Origin of the sequence: Ralstonia pickettii (genome assembly GCF_001699815.1) — a bacterium.
Lineage (GTDB): Bacteria > Pseudomonadota > Gammaproteobacteria > Burkholderiales > Burkholderiaceae > Ralstonia > Ralstonia thomasii.
This window is the reverse complement of the sequence record NZ_MCGB01000070.1, coordinates 25,173-40,263: the sequence shown is the minus strand read 5'-3', so window position 1 is coordinate 40,263 and position 15,091 is coordinate 25,173. Positions and strand designations below refer to the sequence as shown.

General features: G+C 66.5%; 15 protein-coding genes. 8 read left to right on the top strand and 7 right to left on the bottom strand.

The window, feature by feature from the left end; genetic code table 11:
• Positions 1–12: 12 nt before the first annotated feature.
• The 3 genes from BEK68_RS14080 (at position 13) to BEK68_RS14070 (ending at position 3,264) form a co-directional block, all read left to right on the top strand.
• Entirely contained in the window at positions 13–1,581 is a 1,569-nt protein-coding gene (locus BEK68_RS14080) for an efflux transporter outer membrane subunit (RefSeq protein ID WP_280818261.1), read from the top strand.
• A gap of 256 nt (positions 1,582–1,837) precedes the next feature.
• The gene (gene modB / locus BEK68_RS14075; protein WP_004627431.1) at positions 1,838–2,524 is read left to right on the top strand and encodes a molybdate ABC transporter permease subunit; all 687 of its coding nucleotides are present in this window, start codon (positions 1,838–1,840) and stop codon (positions 2,522–2,524) included.
• A complete protein-coding gene (locus BEK68_RS14070) occupies positions 2,521–3,264 on the top strand; it encodes a sulfate/molybdate ABC transporter ATP-binding protein (RefSeq protein ID WP_012430275.1) in 744 nt (247 codons plus the stop codon). Before modB ends, BEK68_RS14070 begins: the two co-directional genes overlap by 4 nt.
• A 2-nt stretch (positions 3,265–3,266) precedes the next feature.
• On the opposite strand, the gene BEK68_RS14065 is transcribed toward BEK68_RS14070, so the two are convergent.
• The 4 genes from BEK68_RS14065 to BEK68_RS14050 form a co-directional block, all read right to left on the bottom strand.
• Positions 3,267–3,764 (bottom strand): flavodoxin family protein, encoded by a 498-nt coding sequence (locus tag BEK68_RS14065; RefSeq protein WP_012430274.1) that lies wholly within the window; start codon positions 3,762–3,764, stop codon positions 3,267–3,269.
• Between the two features lie 7 nt (positions 3,765–3,771).
• A complete protein-coding gene (locus BEK68_RS14060) occupies positions 3,772–4,584 on the bottom strand; it encodes a TOBE domain-containing protein (protein ID WP_012430273.1) in 813 nt (270 codons plus the stop codon).
• 58 nt (positions 4,585–4,642) lie between these two features.
• Positions 4,643–5,146: a DUF6622 family protein gene (locus BEK68_RS14055; RefSeq protein WP_012430272.1), complete on the bottom strand. Its 504-nt coding sequence runs from the start codon at positions 5,144–5,146 to the stop codon at positions 4,643–4,645.
• A 123-nt stretch (positions 5,147–5,269) separates the two neighbouring features.
• Positions 5,270–8,020 (bottom strand): sensor domain-containing protein, encoded by a 2,751-nt coding sequence (locus tag BEK68_RS14050; RefSeq protein ID WP_012430271.1) that lies wholly within the window; start codon positions 8,018–8,020, stop codon positions 5,270–5,272.
• A 713-nt stretch (positions 8,021–8,733) separates the two neighbouring features.
• Between BEK68_RS14050 and BEK68_RS14045 the strand changes: the two genes are divergently transcribed.
• The 4 genes from BEK68_RS14045 (at position 8,734) to BEK68_RS14030 (ending at position 11,089) form a co-directional block, all read left to right on the top strand.
• Positions 8,734–9,096, top strand: a complete 363-nt coding sequence (locus tag BEK68_RS14045) for a hypothetical protein (protein WP_012430270.1) — start codon at positions 8,734–8,736, stop codon at positions 9,094–9,096.
• Complete coding sequence (locus tag BEK68_RS14040) at positions 9,093–9,524, top strand: hypothetical protein (protein ID WP_012430269.1); 432 nt, start codon at positions 9,093–9,095, stop codon at positions 9,522–9,524. The genes BEK68_RS14045 and BEK68_RS14040 overlap by 4 nt, the downstream gene beginning before the upstream one ends.
• A gap of 52 nt (positions 9,525–9,576) precedes the next feature.
• Positions 9,577–10,494 (top strand): helix-turn-helix transcriptional regulator, encoded by a 918-nt coding sequence (locus tag BEK68_RS14035; RefSeq protein WP_004627447.1) that lies wholly within the window; start codon positions 9,577–9,579, stop codon positions 10,492–10,494.
• A gap of 154 nt (positions 10,495–10,648) precedes the next feature.
• Positions 10,649–11,089: a universal stress protein gene (locus tag BEK68_RS14030; protein WP_012430268.1), complete on the top strand. Its 441-nt coding sequence runs from the start codon at positions 10,649–10,651 to the stop codon at positions 11,087–11,089.
• A 61-nt stretch (positions 11,090–11,150) separates the two neighbouring features.
• Here the strand turns inward: BEK68_RS14030 and BEK68_RS14025 are convergent, their stop codons facing one another.
• From BEK68_RS14025 to BEK68_RS14015, 3 genes are all read right to left on the bottom strand, one after another.
• Positions 11,151–11,723, bottom strand: a complete 573-nt coding sequence (locus BEK68_RS14025) for a Spy/CpxP family protein refolding chaperone (RefSeq protein WP_012430267.1) — start codon at positions 11,721–11,723, stop codon at positions 11,151–11,153.
• A gap of 105 nt (positions 11,724–11,828) precedes the next feature.
• Positions 11,829–12,488, bottom strand: coding sequence for a response regulator (locus BEK68_RS14020; RefSeq protein ID WP_004627453.1), 660 nt, complete (start codon positions 12,486–12,488; stop codon positions 11,829–11,831).
• Positions 12,472–14,028: an ATP-binding protein gene (locus tag BEK68_RS14015; RefSeq protein WP_012430266.1), complete on the bottom strand. Its 1,557-nt coding sequence runs from the start codon at positions 14,026–14,028 to the stop codon at positions 12,472–12,474. The genes BEK68_RS14020 and BEK68_RS14015 overlap by 17 nt, the downstream gene beginning before the upstream one ends.
• A gap of 260 nt (positions 14,029–14,288) precedes the next feature.
• Here BEK68_RS14015 and BEK68_RS14010 point away from each other — a divergent pair, with 260 nt between their 5' ends.
• Positions 14,289–15,068 (top strand): AraC family transcriptional regulator, encoded by a 780-nt coding sequence (locus BEK68_RS14010; protein WP_015855709.1) that lies wholly within the window; start codon positions 14,289–14,291, stop codon positions 15,066–15,068.
• The last annotated feature ends 23 nt before the right edge of the window (positions 15,069–15,091 follow it).

Sequence of the window (15,091 nt, the reverse complement as noted above, 5' to 3'; positions counted from 1 at the left end):
CAAGACATCGCTATGAACGCGTCGACACAACAACAAACAGGTCCGGCCATGCGCGCGGGCCGCTGGACTCCGCTGGCGCTGGCCGCCGCGCTGTTCCTCGCGGCCTGCTCGCTCGCCCCGACCTACGAGAAGCCGGACGTTGGCACGCCCAACGCCTTCAAGGAAGCTGCGCAGCCTGCGCAGGCGACCGATGCACCGCTGGCGGCAAACGAGCAAGGCAAGTGGAAAACCGCCGAGCCCGCCCTGCCCGCCGATGGCGCGTGGTGGAAGATCTTCAACGACCCGACGCTCGACAAGCTCGAAGCGCAGGCCGCTGAAGCCAGCCCCACGCTGGCCGCCGCCGCCGCCCGCGTGACGCAGGCGCGCGCCTTCGTGCAGGCCAACCGTGCATCGCTGTTCCCGGAACTGGACGTGGGCTTCGGCCCGACGCGCCAGCGGGCGTCGGCGGCATCGGCCGGCTTGCCGGTCGGCGCGCCCGTGCAGCCGCAGACGTACTGGCGCGCGCAGTCCACCGTGGCGTATGAGGTCGACCTGTTCGGCCGCGTGCGCAACAACATCGATGCCGCCGGTGCCGACGCCGAGCGCGTCGAGGCGCTGTACCGTGCCGCACGGCTGACCTTGCAGGCCGACGTGGCGCAGACGTATTTCAGCCTGCGCACGCTGGACGCGGAAGAAGCCTTGCTGTCCCGCACGCTGGTCGGCCGTGAAGAGGCGCTCAAGCTCGTGCAGCGCCGCTTCAACACCGGCGACATCGGCGAGCTGGACGTCGCCCGCGCTGATGCCGAACTGGCCACGGCACGCTCCGACCGCATCGGCGTACAGCGCCGTCGCGCGGTGCTCGAGCACGCACTGGCAACGCTGCTGGGCAAGGCACCGGCCGATTTCACGATGGGCGCAGACCCGCTGCAATCGGCCGAAGTGCGCGTACCGGCGGGCCTGCCCTCCGCCCTGCTGGAACGCCGCCCCGACGTGGCCGCTGCCGAACGCTCGATGGCGGCTGCAAACGCACGCATTGGCGTGGCGCGCGCGGCGTTCTTCCCGCAACTGCAGCTCACGGGCGGCTTCGGCTACGAGTCGCACGACATCGGCGACCTGCTCAAGTGGGGCAGCCGCACGTGGATTCTCGGCCCGCTGGTCGGCACCGCGCTGTCGCTGCCGATCTTCGACGGTGGCGCCCGCAGCGCCGGCGTGAAGCAGGCCCGTGCCGCGTATGAAGAGAACGTCGCCAACTACCGCGAAAGCGTGCTCGTCGCCTTCCGCGAGGTGGAAGACAACCTCTCGGAACTGCGTCTGCTGGCCGATCAGGCCAAGGCACAGGACGACGCCGTGCGCGCTTCCACGCGCGCCGCGCAACTCTCGCGCACGCGCTACAACGCGGGGTCGGTCAACTACCTGGACGTGATCGATGCCGAGCGCAACATGCTGTCCGCCGAACGCATCGGCGTGCAGCTGGCCGGCAGCCGCGTGAACTCCACGGTGGGGCTCATCAAGGCGCTGGGCGGTGGCTGGGGGGATCTGCCGCCGGCTGCACCGGCTAACGCAGCCACCGCGGCCCAGCCCGCAACGGTGGCGCAACAGTAACCAGGCATTGCTCCCTCTCTCTCTCTGGAAAGCGAGATCTGCGCGGCTTCGGCCGCGTTTTTTTTTGCTGTGGACTGCCTGCGACCTACGGCCATGCGACTTTCGCGCAGTGCTGCGTAACATGCCAGGATTGACCTGGCGTTATATCCAACCCTATATTTCGGATAACTCACCCAATCTGTCGCCGGCACCCAACGCACCGCGCCGTTCGCGGGCATGACCCGGCCGGCCGATGGCACCTTCCCAACGTATCCGCATGTCCGCTTCCATCTGGACGCCTCTGCTGCTCTCACTCAAGGTGGCGGGCTGGGCGACCGTCCTCAACCTCGTGCTGGGCGTGGGCGCGGCCTACGCGCTCGCACGCACGCGCAGCCGCCTGCGCGAGGTCATCGATTCGGTCTTGACGCTGCCCCTGGTGCTGCCGCCGACGGTGCTCGGCTATTACCTGCTGGTGCTGCTGGGCCGGCGCGGCACGATCGGCGGGTGGCTCGACAGCATGGGCATCCAGCTCGTCTTTACCTGGCAGGGTGCGGTGATCGCCTCCACCGTGGTGGCGTTTCCGCTGGTCATGAAGTCGGCACGCGCCGCCTTTGAAGGCGTCGATCATCAACTGGAAAACGCGGCGCGTGTGCTGGGCCTGCCCGAAGCCGCCGTGTTCTTTCGCGTCACGCTGCCGCTGGCTGCACGCGGCATTGCAGCCGGTGTGCTGCTGGCCTTTGCCCGTGCCCTGGGCGAATTTGGTGCCACCCTCATGATTGCCGGCAACCTGCCCGGCCGCACGCAGACGCTCTCCGTGGCCATCTACGAAGCCGTGCAGGCCGGCGACGACGCCACGGCCAATACGCTGGTGCTGATCACCTCGGTCACCTGCATCGTGGTGCTGGTCGTGGCCAGCCGCCTGCTGCAAGGGCGCGCACCGAGCCTGCAGGAGCAGCTGGCATGAGCGGCGGCATGATCGATCTCGTCGTGCAAAAAACGCTTACGAGCGCGGCGCGCGTGTTCTCGCTCGATATTGCTGTGCGCTCGGACAGCCGGCGCGTGGTGCTGTACGGACCGTCTGGCGCCGGCAAGAGCCTTACGCTGCGCGCCATTGCCGGCCTGATGACACCCCAACGCGGCCGCATCGTGCTGAACGGCCGCACGCTATTCGACCACGCCGACAATATCAACCTGAGCGCGCAGGAACGCCGCGTCGGCTATCTGTTCCAGGACTACGCGCTCTTCAACCACCTGACGGTGGCGCAGAACATCGCGTTCGGGCTCAAGCGCGGGTGGTTCAACCCGCCGCGCCGCGCACATGACCCGCGCGTTCAGCAGTGGATCGACTCGTTCGAGTTGGGCGCCGTTGCCGCCAATTACCCGTCACAGATTTCCGGCGGCCAGCGCCAGCGTGTGGCACTGGCCCGCGCGCTCATCGCCGAGCCGTCCATGCTGCTGCTCGACGAGCCCTTTGCCGCGCTGGACCCGGCGTTGCGCACGCGCATGCGCTCCGAGCTGTCTGCCCTGCAAGCGCGGCTGCAGGTGCCGATGCTGATGATTACGCACGACCCGGCCGATGTGGAGATCTTCGGGGACCACGTATTCGAGCTGCGCGATGGCCGCGTCGTAGCCGATGCCGTGCGGGCGCCCGATGCGCCGCCACTCTCGCCGTATCCGCATCTGACGGCGGTGGTGAACCGCTAGCGTCAGAACACGCCCAACGCGAGCCCCGTTGCCAAGGCCTGCCCGAGGGCACGGCAGCGCTCCAGATCCTCTGCGCCAATCTGCTTTGGCGCCAGGATGGCCTCGGGCGTCTGCGCATGCGTGCAGACGATGATCGGCTCGGCCACGGGCTTGAGCCGCCAGCCGGTGGCAATGCGTTCAATCTGACGCACCGCATTCTGGCCATCGCTGCCCGCGCAGATCAGGCACGCGTATGGACGACCGTTGATGCGGTCGAGCGCAGGGTAATAGCAGCGATCGAAGAAATCCTTGAGCTGGCCGCTGATGGCGGCGAGGTTTTCGGGTGTCGCGAAGAGATAGCCGTCTGCGGCGAGCACATCGTCGGGACCCGCCTGCGCGGCGTGCAGCAAGCGCACAGTCACGCCGCCCTCTTCTGCCGCGCCGGCCTGCGCGGCCTCGGCCATCTGGCGCGTGCCGCCCGTCATCGAGTGGTAGACGATCAGCAGGGTTTTCGGCGTCATGAGGGCGTCAGGCCAATCCCAGGATCACGCTCGACGCCTCGAACACCGCCACGGCTTCCACGCCTTCAGCCAGCGCCAGCGTTTGAACCGCCGTGCGCGAGAGCATGGCCACCAGCACGGTTTCCGCCGCCGACGGGTCGCTTACATCCAGCAGGCGCAGCCGCACTTCGGCCTGCACCGCACCATCGCGGATTTCCGTGACCACGCACGGCAATTGGTTTTCTGCCGAGACGCGCCACTCGCCGGCGCCGCGCATCAGCATCACGGCAGGCGCCTTGATGAGCGCGACGGCCTGCACACCCGGCGCCAGCCCCAGCACGCGCGTGCTCTCCTGGGTGATGGTGGCAGCGACAGCCTGCCCGCCGGGCAGGCGCAGCGTCACCACATCGTTGACGGCGCCCGGCGCGACCGATTCGACCGTGCCGAACAGCGTATTGCGCGCGCTCGTGCGCAACATGAGGCGGCGCAGCAGGTGGACGTCTTCACTGGCGGCCTGCGCGGCCGCATCCAGGCGCTCGACAAAGCGGCGGTGCTCGGCTTCCAGCACGCGAAAGCTCTCGATCAGCCGTTGCGCACGCGGCGTCAGCACACTGCCGCCACCACCCTTGCCGCCCGTGGTGCGCACCACCAACGGCTCGCCGGCCAGGTTGTTCATGGTGTCGATGGCGTCCCAGGCGGCCTTGTAGGAAAGGCCCACGGCTTTGGCGCCTGCCGTGATGGAGCCGGTCTGCCCGATGGCAGCCAACAGTTCGATCCGGCCACGCCCGCCCCAGTTGTCTTCACCGGCGCGCAGCCAGATGGTGCCATCGAGTTCCAGCATGTCGTCCCGTCTTGAATGGAGATTGCAACATGCCGGATGTTAACGCCGATTTGCTGGTTCAAGCCGCCGCCAGGCGCGGCGTACGCACATGCAGCAGCACCGAGCGCGAGAGCAGCAGCCCGCCCAGGAAGCCGAACAGCGCACTGAACAGCGCCGTGAAGCTGCCGGAGTGCGAGACTTCCGGGCGAATCGCCAGCATCACGTTGTAGGCATAGCGGGCGGCGAACAGGCCCACGATCACGACCATCTGCACCCAGCTGCCCGGCACACGCACAGTGCGGGCCGTTTCAGAGACGGCGCCGTTGGGCGGCGACATATACGTCACCAGGAACGCCACGACAACCGCGACCAGCCACATCGTGAGCGCAAGCGGGCTGCCATGGCTTGCCATCGACACGCCGTAAAGCGAATACGCGGCCACCACGAGCGGCAGCACGATCAGGCGGCGGCGCGACACGATGCGGGGCTGCATCTGACGCACCCCAATGGCAATCAGCACCGCAAACACGACGAACACCCAGGCGGGCGTATGCGAGACGATGGAGGCGATCGATTCGACCATGGCGGTCTCCCTGTTGGAATGACGCCAGCGTAGGTGCCGGCCCCCCGCACGCGGGAGCGGATTGCGACGAACGGCAGAAACGCCGGTGTGAACGGTGGGAAAAGCGCGATTCGGGTCGGGCGGTCAGCCCAGCGCGGCGCGCACGCCGGCATCCACAACCGACAGGTGCGCCCGCAGCAAACGGTCGAAACCTTCGGCCGTGACCGGCTTACCGATGTAGTAACCCTGGATTTCCTGGCAGCCCGCCTTGGCGAGGAACTCCACCTGGTCTGCGTCTTCCACGCCCTCGGCTGTGACCGTCATGCCCAGGGCGCGGGCCATGGCGACGATGGCCTCGGTCAGCGCCACCGAATCCGGGTCGTGCGGAATGCCGGTGATGAACGAGCGGTCGATCTTCACGTTGCTGATCGGGAAGCGCTGCAGATACGACAGCGATGAATATCCGGTACCGAAATCGTCGATGGAGATCCGGATGCCCTGCGCGGTGAGCGCATCGAACATGGGGCGGACTTCATCCGCACCACCCATCAGCAGGCTTTCGGTAATTTCGACTTCGAGCGCGGTGGGCGGCAGGCCAGAGTCGGCCAGCGTCTGCTCGATCATCGGCACCACATCGCCGGCCTGGAACTGGCGCGCCGACAGGTTGACCGCCATGCGGAAGTCGTAGCCCAGTGCTTCGTACCAGATCACGGCCTGCTCGCAGGCACGGCGCAGGACCCATGCGCCAATCGGCACGATCAGCCCCGTCTCTTCCGCCACCGGAATGAACTCCACCGGCGAGATCGCTCCGAGCTTGGCGCTGTTCCAGCGCAGCAGCGCCTCGGCGCCAACGATGCGATGGCTGGCCAGGTCGTACTTGGGTTGATAGACGAGCTGCAGCTCGTTGTTCTCGCGCGCGTCACGCAGCGCGTTTTCCAGCATGTAGCGACGTTGCAGGCGGGCGTTCAGTTCAGCCGTGTAGAACTGTGCACGGTTACGGCCGTTCTGCTTGGCCCGGTACATGGCGGCGTCAGCCGAACGTAGCAGGTCGGAACCCGAAATGCCGTCGTGCGGATACAGCGCCACGCCAATCGACACGCCCAGGTAATACCGCCCGTTGACGGTATCGAACGGCTCGCGCATGGCCTGCAGCAAGCGCTCAGCCAGCAAGGCAATCCGCTTTCCCTCGACACGCTGGTCGATGAGGATGACGAACTCGTCGCCGCCCAGACGGGCGATCACGTCGCCGGGGCCGATGCAGTCGGTCAGGCGTGCGGCCGCGCTCTGCAGCAGCGTGTCGCCGCAGGCATGGCCCGCGGTGTCGTTCACGCTCTTGAAGCGGTCAAGGTCGAGGAAGAAGAGCGCCAGTTCGCGGCTCTCGTCGCGCGCGCTCTCAATGGCGCTTTCCAGGTGCGCGATGAAGAAGCTGCGGTTGGTCAGCCCCGTGAGCGCGTCGTGCGCGGCCAGATGGCGCAGGCGCTGCTCGGCGCGCTTGATGTCGGTGATATCGGCAAACGACAGCATCACGCTGCTAGGCGTGGGCTCGGCGTGACGACGGATCGGAATGATGTTCTGCCGCACCCACATCAGTTCGCCCGTCTTGAGCAACAGCCCGTAGACGCGGCCGAAGATGGGCTCGCCAGTGCGCAGCACCTGCCCGGACGGCATCATGGTCGAACCGATTTCCTTGCCGTATTCGTCCACCACGCGTTGAATCGGGTCGAGCCGGTTACGCCCGACAAGCTGCCCCGGGCGGACGCGCAAGATTCGCTCGGCGCTGGCGTTGGCGGCCTGCACCACACCGTCCGGCGATATGATGACGACGCCTTCGTGCAGGTTCGAAATCGCCAGCCGGTAGCGCTCTTCGCTTTCGGCCAGACCACGTTCGACGTTGTCTTTCTGGATGGCAACGCCCGCCAGGTGCGTGACGTCGTCAAGGAAATGCTGTTCTTCTTCCACGGGCATGCACGGCTGTCGATAGAACAGCGCGAGCACACCAAGCTTGTCCCCGCGCGATGAACGGATCGGCAACGCCCAGGCGGAAGCAAAACCCGCCGCCAGTGCTGCCGTGCGCTCCCGCTGCCAGCGCGGGTCGGTCGCAATGCTGTCGATGAACACGGTGTCGCCCAGGTACATGGCACAACCGCATGCGCCCGCCTCGGGACCGACAGGCGAGTTTTCCAGCGTGGCGGCATAGGCCGCAGGCAACGTGGGTGCAGCGGCCACACGCAGGGTCTGCGAGCCTGCATCCAGCAACAACAGCGCCGACATGGCATTCGGGTAGACCTGCTCGACGTACAGGCACAGGTGGCGCAGCACGGTCGACAGTGTCGCGTTGGAGGCAAGTTGCGCAAGCACGGCATTCTCCGAAGCGAGCAGGCGGCGCGCATGCAGCGCCTCGGCGCGCGCCTGAACGGCGTGTCGCTCCAACGCATGGCGCGACACGGCTTCGCGCAGCACGAGCATGACGGCGGGCTGGCCTTCGTGCTCGCACGCGGCGGCTTCGCTGGCAACCAGAACATGCGTGTAGTCGGCACGCACGAGACGGTGCTCGACGGGCTGGGCAGACACGCCGCTGCTCACCATGCCCGCCAGGCGCGGCACCACCTGGGCAACGTCATCGGGATGAATCAGGCCGGCGAGTTGCAGGCCTGCCAATTGCGCTGGATCCTGCGCGCCCAGCAGACGGGCAGCGGCCGGGTTGGCTTGCACCAGGCGCCCATCCACGGTCAGCAATACCGCGTCGGACGACAGCCGCGACAGCGCGTCGAAATCGGTATTACGCCCTTCGGCCATCGCCCCGGCCGTAACCGCCACCGGACGTTGGGCGGCCTCGGGGCTGGGCGCAACGTCTGCAGGAGAGGCTCCGGCCTGAGCCGGAAGGAACTGGGTCATGGGCAATGCGATGGCGTGAGCGATAACGGCAACAGCGACGGCAATGAGAAAGCGAGTCGCGAGACTACACGTGTCTCGACCCTAACCACAACGGCGCGCTGATGGAAAACTGAAGGGTGTCGCCTGCGATACCCCTGACGCGCATGTGGTGGCCACCCTACGTTTGCATTGCCCAAGAAAAAACCCGCGCTCAGTTGACGAGGCGCGGGTTGAAATCTCTGGACCGTGTCGATCTGTTCCAGAGAGGAGAACCGACCCATGGGGCAATCGACGCAGTAACGCGTTGCATCGCCATGTTGTAAATCATAGTGGCCCCCTTGGAAAAACAAAGGGCGGAAAAGACCGGGTATTCCATCCCATTTTCATTTCCGCCGACCCCTTTGTTTTGGCACTGCACGAACCCCGTTGCTGCTTATCCCGCCTGCTTGCATCATCGGCATGTGCGAACTCATGTGCGGCCCGTTTCGCGATACAAAGGACGCCGGAGAATATCCCCCGACTTATTAGTTGGTCGCTACATGGGTGAGAATGTTCCGACCTGCCCGATTATGTCGTTCACGTGAAGTCGCTTTGCGCAGGCAAAATCACGCGAGAGTGACCCATGAGGCAGATTGCCGCGTCAAGTTCGCGCGCGGCGTGCCGTTATTGATCGAAAGAGCGCGTCTGCCCCGTGACCTAGCAGGCGCAATTTGGATGCCCGTGCCTGGACTGTCATGCCGTCTCTGTCCTCCCCCAATCGATCGCTTTCACGGCGCACCACGCGGTTGCTGATTGCCGTGAGCGTGCTGGCCGCACTGGTTGCGTTGCCGCGCGCGCACGCTTCCACGCCGCCTGCGGCTGCGGCAGTGGCCGCCCCAATTCCGGCCGCTAAGACCCAGAAGGCCACTACCGTTGCCTCTACGGCCCCGACCTGCCAAGCGATCATGCAGCGCCTGTCGGGCAGTCTGGCCGCCACGCCCAGCACGGCCGACAAGCCCGGTACCGTGATGATTGACGTCGACAAGGCGGGCGTGATGATGGCCTGCAGCCACTCCGACTCGATTGCCATCCCCGTACCGGGCGGCAAGCCCCGATGACACCCTTCGCCTTCGCGCACCGAGTCATGGCGGGCATGCTGGCAGCGCTGGCGGCGCTGTCCATGCCGGTGGCCGGCGCGGAGCGCTGGATCCCGCTGCCCAATCAGCCGGACAGCTACGCGTCGCTCGACGTCAGCAGCATCCAGCGCATGCCCAGTGGCCCAGTCAGCGCATGGGTGCGTGTGGAAGCGTCGAACCGCGCGGGCATGCGTTCGCTGCAGCGCATGTTCGGCGCCTTTCGCGGCGATATGGCCGATTTCTTGTACACCGTCGATTGCCGCAGCCGGCAGTTTTCGGTCTCGCAAGCCAAGCTGTACCAGGGCGCGCTGACCGTCAGCGAAAGGCAACTCGCCAACGACGCCGGCTGGCAACGCGTGGATGGCATCGGCCTGGCGGGCGAAGTCGCGCGCCAACTCTGCGGCGGATAGCACCCCGACGCGTTGCGTCGCATCGCGGTGCCATCGTTGGTAACATCGACGCGTGCGCCGCGCCCCCACGTCCCCATCGACCCAACCTGCTGATCCTCGCGTAACCGCAGACGCGAGCGTCTTCGGCACGCTTGCACGCGGCTCGCGCGCATCGCTCGAGCGCGTCACCAACCTGGGCGATGGCGTGACCGCCGCCATCTGGCGCAACGAGCACGACGAGGCCCGCTACATCCAGCCCGGGCACCACACGCTGTCGGTCTATCTGCAAGGCGGCTACACGACGCACCGGCAAGATCTGCCGCACCTGTTCGGCGCGCCGGGCCGCGTGTGCATGCTGCCGGCCGAACACCAGTCGAGCTGGGTGATCGAGCAACCGATGCGCTTCGTTCATCTGTATTTCGCGCCCGACGCGCTGGCCGGGCACGCCGTGCGTCTGCTCGACGCGGAGCCTCGCCTGTTCACGCTGCACGACCGCACCTTCATCGAAGACGCGCATCTCGCACAAGCCTGCGCGAACATCGCCCAGCTCGATTGGACCGACCTGGACGACCGCATGCGCGCCAACGCGCTGGCCAACGACACGCTGTCGTATCTGGTCCAGACACAGGGCCGCACGCGGGCGCTCGCCGTGCGTGGCGGGTTGGCGCCGCACGTGTGCCGGCGCATTGCCACGCGCATCGATGCCGAACTGCATCTGCCCCTGTCGCTCGGACAACTGGCGGCAGAAGCAAATCTGTCGGAATTCCATTTCGCGCGGATGTTTCGCGCGTCGTTCGGGGCCGCGCCGCATGAGTGGGTGATGCAGCAACGCATGGCGCGTGCACAAATGCTGCTGCGCACCACCACCCTTGCGCTGGCGACGATTGCCGAGCGCTGCGGCTTTGCCAGCCCGAGCCATTTCAGCCGGCGATTTGCACTCCAGCTTGGCGCGTCGCCATCACGCTACCGGCAGGCCTGGCAACGGGGGTAGGCCGCAAGCTGCCACGTCAATATCCGAACGTCCGTGCACCGCGATCGACCGGTCGTCATATCGGCCGAAATGCTGTGCTGCACTAGCGTTTTCCACGATAGAGGCGCATTGGCCGGCGCAGTAACGTGGAGATGGGTTCCCCATGGAGACCGCCATGTTTACCCATATCCTCCTGCCGACCGACGGCTCCGAGCAGTGCCGCAAGGCCATCGACGGCGCACTCGAGCTGGCGCGAGCCACCGGCTGCCGCCTCACCGCCTATACGTGCATTGAAGAATTTCCCAACATGGCCTATTCGGCAGGCGTGGGGGAGTGTCCGCATGCGTACTACATGGAAACGGTGCAGGGCTACGCCAAAGACTGCATCGAGCGCATTGCAGAGCGGGCGCGAGAAGAAGGCGTGCAGTTCGACAGCGATGTGTCGCAGTTTGCCGAGCCTTACCTGGGCATTCTTGACGCGGCCGAGCGGCACGCGTGCGACGTCATCTTCATGGCATCGCACGGGCATCGCAGCCTGATGGGGCGACTGTTGATCGGCAACGAGACGCGCAAGGTCCTGACCTACGCGCACGTGCCAGTGGTGGTCTACCGCTAGGAATCCGTTCACGGGCCGCTCGCCGCCGACCGAGAGCGGTTCCAACGCTGATCGCGCTTTATTACATCGCAGCCAGTTCCGGCGGCGGAGCACTTTCGTCATATTCAAGTGGGCGTTCGGCAACACGCCGGGCCTCACGATCGGCAACCTGCTTGCGCTGCTCAGGGGTGAGCACCTGCATGACCTTGGCGCCGGCCTGCGCACGCAGTTGCGCTTCGCGGGCCACGGCGCGGCCCAGCGATTCGGTCAGACCGCGTGCCCGCGCTTCGTCGTATTGGCCCGATGCCACCATCTGATGCAGATCGCGGCGGGCATGCTCGATGGCCTTGTGCTGCTCGCGTGCTTCCGGCATCTGCGCATATTCGATGGCGAAGATCTTGTCGCGCTGCGCTTCAGTCAGGGTGAGGCCGCGCAGGAAAGGCGCGCCACCATGATGCGGGCCCATGGCGTGCGGACCGCCTGGGCCGAACGCGGGGCCCGGCCCTCGCCCCACCATGCCGGGGCCGTGCGGCGGCACTGGCTGCATCGGCGAGAGCGGAGCCGCGCCCGGTGCGGCAGTCTGGGCCACCGCGGCACATGAGAAAACAAGCCCGGCAACAACGGCGACCAGGCGGCGGGAAGTCACAGCGATCATGATGAGGCTCCTGATGAGATCGTCGGCCGGACACGCCAGCCTTGTGCTCACTGTAGCCATCGACACTGCACCGAAGGTGTGCAAACAGAGGAGTTTTCTTGAACCTCAGGCGTCGAGCCGGTAACCCACGCCATAGACGGAATGGATCATCTCGGTGCCCGGGCTCACCTGCTCCATCTTGCGGCGCAGATTCTTGATGTGCGTATCGACCGTGCGGTCGGTCACGATGCGGTGGTCGTCGTAGATCTGCTCAAGCAGATTCGAGCGTGAGAGGATGCGCCCCGGTGCGCCCGCAAGCGCGGCCAGCAGGCGAAATTCCACCGGCGTGAGGTCGAGGCGCTGGCCGCGCAGCGTGGCGGCATAGGCAGCAGCATCGATGTGCAACGCGCTCTCCGGCACGCCGCCACCGCGCTGTACGCGCCGCAGGATGGTCTTGATGCGCGCCACCAGTTCGCGCGGGCTGAAGGGCTTGCAGACGTAGTCGTCGGCGCCCAGCTCAAGGCCGAGCAGGCGGTCGATTTCTTCCACGCGCGCCGTCACCATGACGATGGGCACCTCGCTGAAGGCGCGCACCTCCCGGCAGATCTCCAGGCCGTCCTTGCCGGGCAGCATGAGGTCGAGCAGCACGAGTTCGGGTGCCGTCTCGCGAATGCGCTGCGCTGCGTGCGTGCCATCGGCCAGCCACTCGGTCTCGTAGTGGGCGGCGCGCAGATAGTCGGTCATCAATGCAGCCAGCTTGGGTTCGTCTTCAATGATCAGAATCATGGTCGGCTAGCGGATCAAGCACATCAAGAACAGGCAGGCGGATGGCGATCCACAGCCCGCCCAACGGCGAATGTCTGGCTTCAATGGTGCCGCCGTGTGCAGCAACGATGGTCTGGCACAGGCTCAATCCGAGGCCCGCCCCGCCTTGTGCCCGGCTGCGCGAGGCATCCACCCGGAACAGGCGATCGAAGATGCGCGGCAGCATCGTTTCGGGCACGCCCGGCGCGCTGTCCTGCACGTCGATCTGCTGCCAGTCATCTTCCTGATGGACATGCACGCGCAGCGTGCCGCCGGCATCGGTATAGCGCAGGGTGTTTTCCAGCAGGTTCTGCATGACCTGCCGCAGGCGCTGCGCATCGCCTTTGACCATCGTGGCATGCGACGGCGCTGCCGACACATCCAGCTGCAGCGCAATGCCCTTTTCCATCAGGCGTGGCGTGAAGCCTTGCACGGCGCCGCACACGGTATCGGCCAGGTCGAGCGGCTCCATGTGGAAAGCAAGCGCCCCCACATCGGCCAGCGAGAGTTCGTACAAGTCGTCGATGAGCTTGCTGAGCGTCGACACCTCGGCCTGCAATGACGCGAGCGAGGTGGCCGTCAACGGGCGCACGCCGTCTTCCAGTGCTTCCAGTTCGCCGCGCAGCACGGCCAGGGGCGTGCGCAGCTCGTGCGAGATATCGGCCGTGAGCTGACGGCGCATCTTCTGGTTGGCCTCCAGCGACGCGGCAAGGTGGTTGAAATCCGCCGCGAGCCCGCCAAGTTCATCGCGCGAATGCACGTCGACACGAGTGGCGTAGTCGCCGTCGGCCATGCGGCGCGCGGCATCCGTCAGCCGGCGCATCGGGGCCAGCAGACCGCGTGCGAGCAGCACCGCCATGAACGCCGCCAGCAGGACCGACAGCCCCGCGATGATCCACGTGGCGCGCAACTGCTGCACCTGGAATGCCTGGTCGGCGCCTTCGGGCACCCGTACGCGCGGCGGCATGGCCAGCCAGCCGACGGTCTGGCCGTTGTGGTGCAGTTCCTGCCATCGCGCGTTTGGGCCCAGCGGCAGCCCGTCGCCAATGATGACGTTGCGCTGGGCATCAAACAGCCAGATCGGCGAGTGCGGCATCGGCGGCTCGTCGGCCGGGTGCGGCGGCATGCTGCCTGCGGGAGGCGGGCCGGGCGGCGGCGGCATGTCTCTGTCCATGCCACGGTCGGCGCCGGGTGGGAGCGGCTCGAAGCGATGGCCCGGTGGCAGGTCGAAGCGGTCGCCGCCCATGCCGTTGGCGCGGGCCCGGGCGCCTTCGCGGCGCAGCAGGCGGAACCACGCCATGCGATCGTCGCGCAGGAAATCCCAGCCGCCGTGCTGCGTGTAGGCGGCCTCCACGCTTTGCGCGAGCACGGTCATGCGCTCGGATTCGCGCGCGTTCACGTAGTCGAGAAAGTTGGCGTCAAACCGCCAGCGCACCGCCGTGCCCATGGCGAGCGCAACAAAGATGCTCAGCATGAACAACGCAACGAACAGCTTGGGGGTGATACCGAAAGACGGTCGCATGGATCAGTCAGGGACGGTCGGGCGCCGTTGGCGGTCGCGATTCCCGCGCTGCCCGGCTGCAGGCACGGCGTGATCTTACCGGGCGCATTGCCGCAGAAAGCCGCAGCATACCAACCGCCTGTGGGCAAAAAATGAGCGAAATGCGAAGAAAGCGTATGCTGCGGCCACGCTGCACCCACAGATTCGCGTATTCCCCTCACAAGGAACCGCCTTTGCCCAACCGGCCGGCCAACCTCGCGTTTTCAATGCATCGCTGCGCCATGCGCGGTGTGGAAGCCGTCGCCGCAGATTCCGGTCACACCTTCCCGCGCCACACGCATGGCCAGTTTGGCATCGGCATCGTTGATCGCGGGGCGCAGAAATCATTCAGCGGACGCGGCACCGTAGAAGCCGGCGCGGGTGACGTCATCACCGTCAATCCGCTTGAAGTGCACGATGGCACACCCATCGGCGATGCCGGGCGCGCGTGGCGCATGCTTTACCTCGACCCGGGCGTGGTCGCCGACTTGGCGACGGATCTGCACCCCGGCCACGACGGCGACGCTGAGTTTGACCGCCCGGTCATCCGCGACTCCAATCTCGCACCGCGCGTCCGTCTGCTGTTTGCGCAGATGACGATGCCCGCCACCCGAAACGACTCGCTGCTGCGCGAGCAACTGCTGCTGTCCGTACTGGCGGCGGCGCTGCATCCCGCGAACCGGACGACCGGCAAACATGGCGATGCAGCACCCGATGCCATCCGGCTCGCCCGCACCCGCATCGATGATGACCCGGCCGCGGCCATCTCCCTGCTCGACCTCGCGCACGAGACCGGCCTGAGCCGCTTCCAGGTATTGCGCGGCTTTGCCCGCGTCACGGGCCTCACGCCCCACGCCTATCAGGTGCAGCGTCGCGTGGCCCTGGCGCGTCGGCTGATCGCCCAAGGCCAGCCGTTGGCGGAAGTGGCGGCCGCCTGCGGCTTTGCCGATCAAAGCCACATGACGCGGCAGTTCGTGCGCAAGTACGGCGTATCGCCGGGCATGGTGGCGGCGGCACGCTAGCCGCATCTGCCGCCCCTCCCCCC

Excerpts from the sequence above, each read along its gene's own strand:
- BEK68_RS14010 (WP_015855709.1), top strand. The coding sequence starts at position 14,289 with ATGCGCGGTGTGGAAGCCGTCGCCGCAGATTCCGGTCACACCTTCCCG.
- modB (WP_004627431.1), top strand. The coding sequence starts at position 1,838 with ATGTCCGCTTCCATCTGGACGCCTCTGCTGCTCTCACTCAAGGTGGCG.
- BEK68_RS14025 (WP_012430267.1), bottom strand. The coding sequence starts at position 11,723 with ATGATCGCTGTGACTTCCCGCCGCCTGGTCGCCGTTGTTGCCGGGCTT.
- BEK68_RS14015 (WP_012430266.1), bottom strand. The coding sequence starts at position 14,028 with ATGCGACCGTCTTTCGGTATCACCCCCAAGCTGTTCGTTGCGTTGTTC.
- BEK68_RS14030 (WP_012430268.1), top strand. The coding sequence starts at position 10,649 with ATGTTTACCCATATCCTCCTGCCGACCGACGGCTCCGAGCAGTGCCGC.
- BEK68_RS14055 (WP_012430272.1), bottom strand. The coding sequence starts at position 5,146 with ATGGTCGAATCGATCGCCTCCATCGTCTCGCATACGCCCGCCTGGGTG.
- BEK68_RS14070 (WP_012430275.1), top strand. The coding sequence starts at position 2,521 with ATGAGCGGCGGCATGATCGATCTCGTCGTGCAAAAAACGCTTACGAGC.
- BEK68_RS14065 (WP_012430274.1), bottom strand. The coding sequence starts at position 3,764 with ATGACGCCGAAAACCCTGCTGATCGTCTACCACTCGATGACGGGCGGC.
- BEK68_RS14060 (WP_012430273.1), bottom strand. The coding sequence starts at position 4,584 with ATGCTGGAACTCGATGGCACCATCTGGCTGCGCGCCGGTGAAGACAAC.
- BEK68_RS14050 (WP_012430271.1), bottom strand. The coding sequence starts at position 8,020 with ATGACCCAGTTCCTTCCGGCTCAGGCCGGAGCCTCTCCTGCAGACGTT.
- BEK68_RS14020 (WP_004627453.1), bottom strand. The coding sequence starts at position 12,488 with ATGATTCTGATCATTGAAGACGAACCCAAGCTGGCTGCATTGATGACC.
- BEK68_RS14045 (WP_012430270.1), top strand. The coding sequence starts at position 8,734 with ATGCCGTCTCTGTCCTCCCCCAATCGATCGCTTTCACGGCGCACCACG.
- BEK68_RS14080 (WP_280818261.1), top strand. The coding sequence starts at position 13 with ATGAACGCGTCGACACAACAACAAACAGGTCCGGCCATGCGCGCGGGC.
- BEK68_RS14040 (WP_012430269.1), top strand. The coding sequence starts at position 9,093 with ATGACACCCTTCGCCTTCGCGCACCGAGTCATGGCGGGCATGCTGGCA.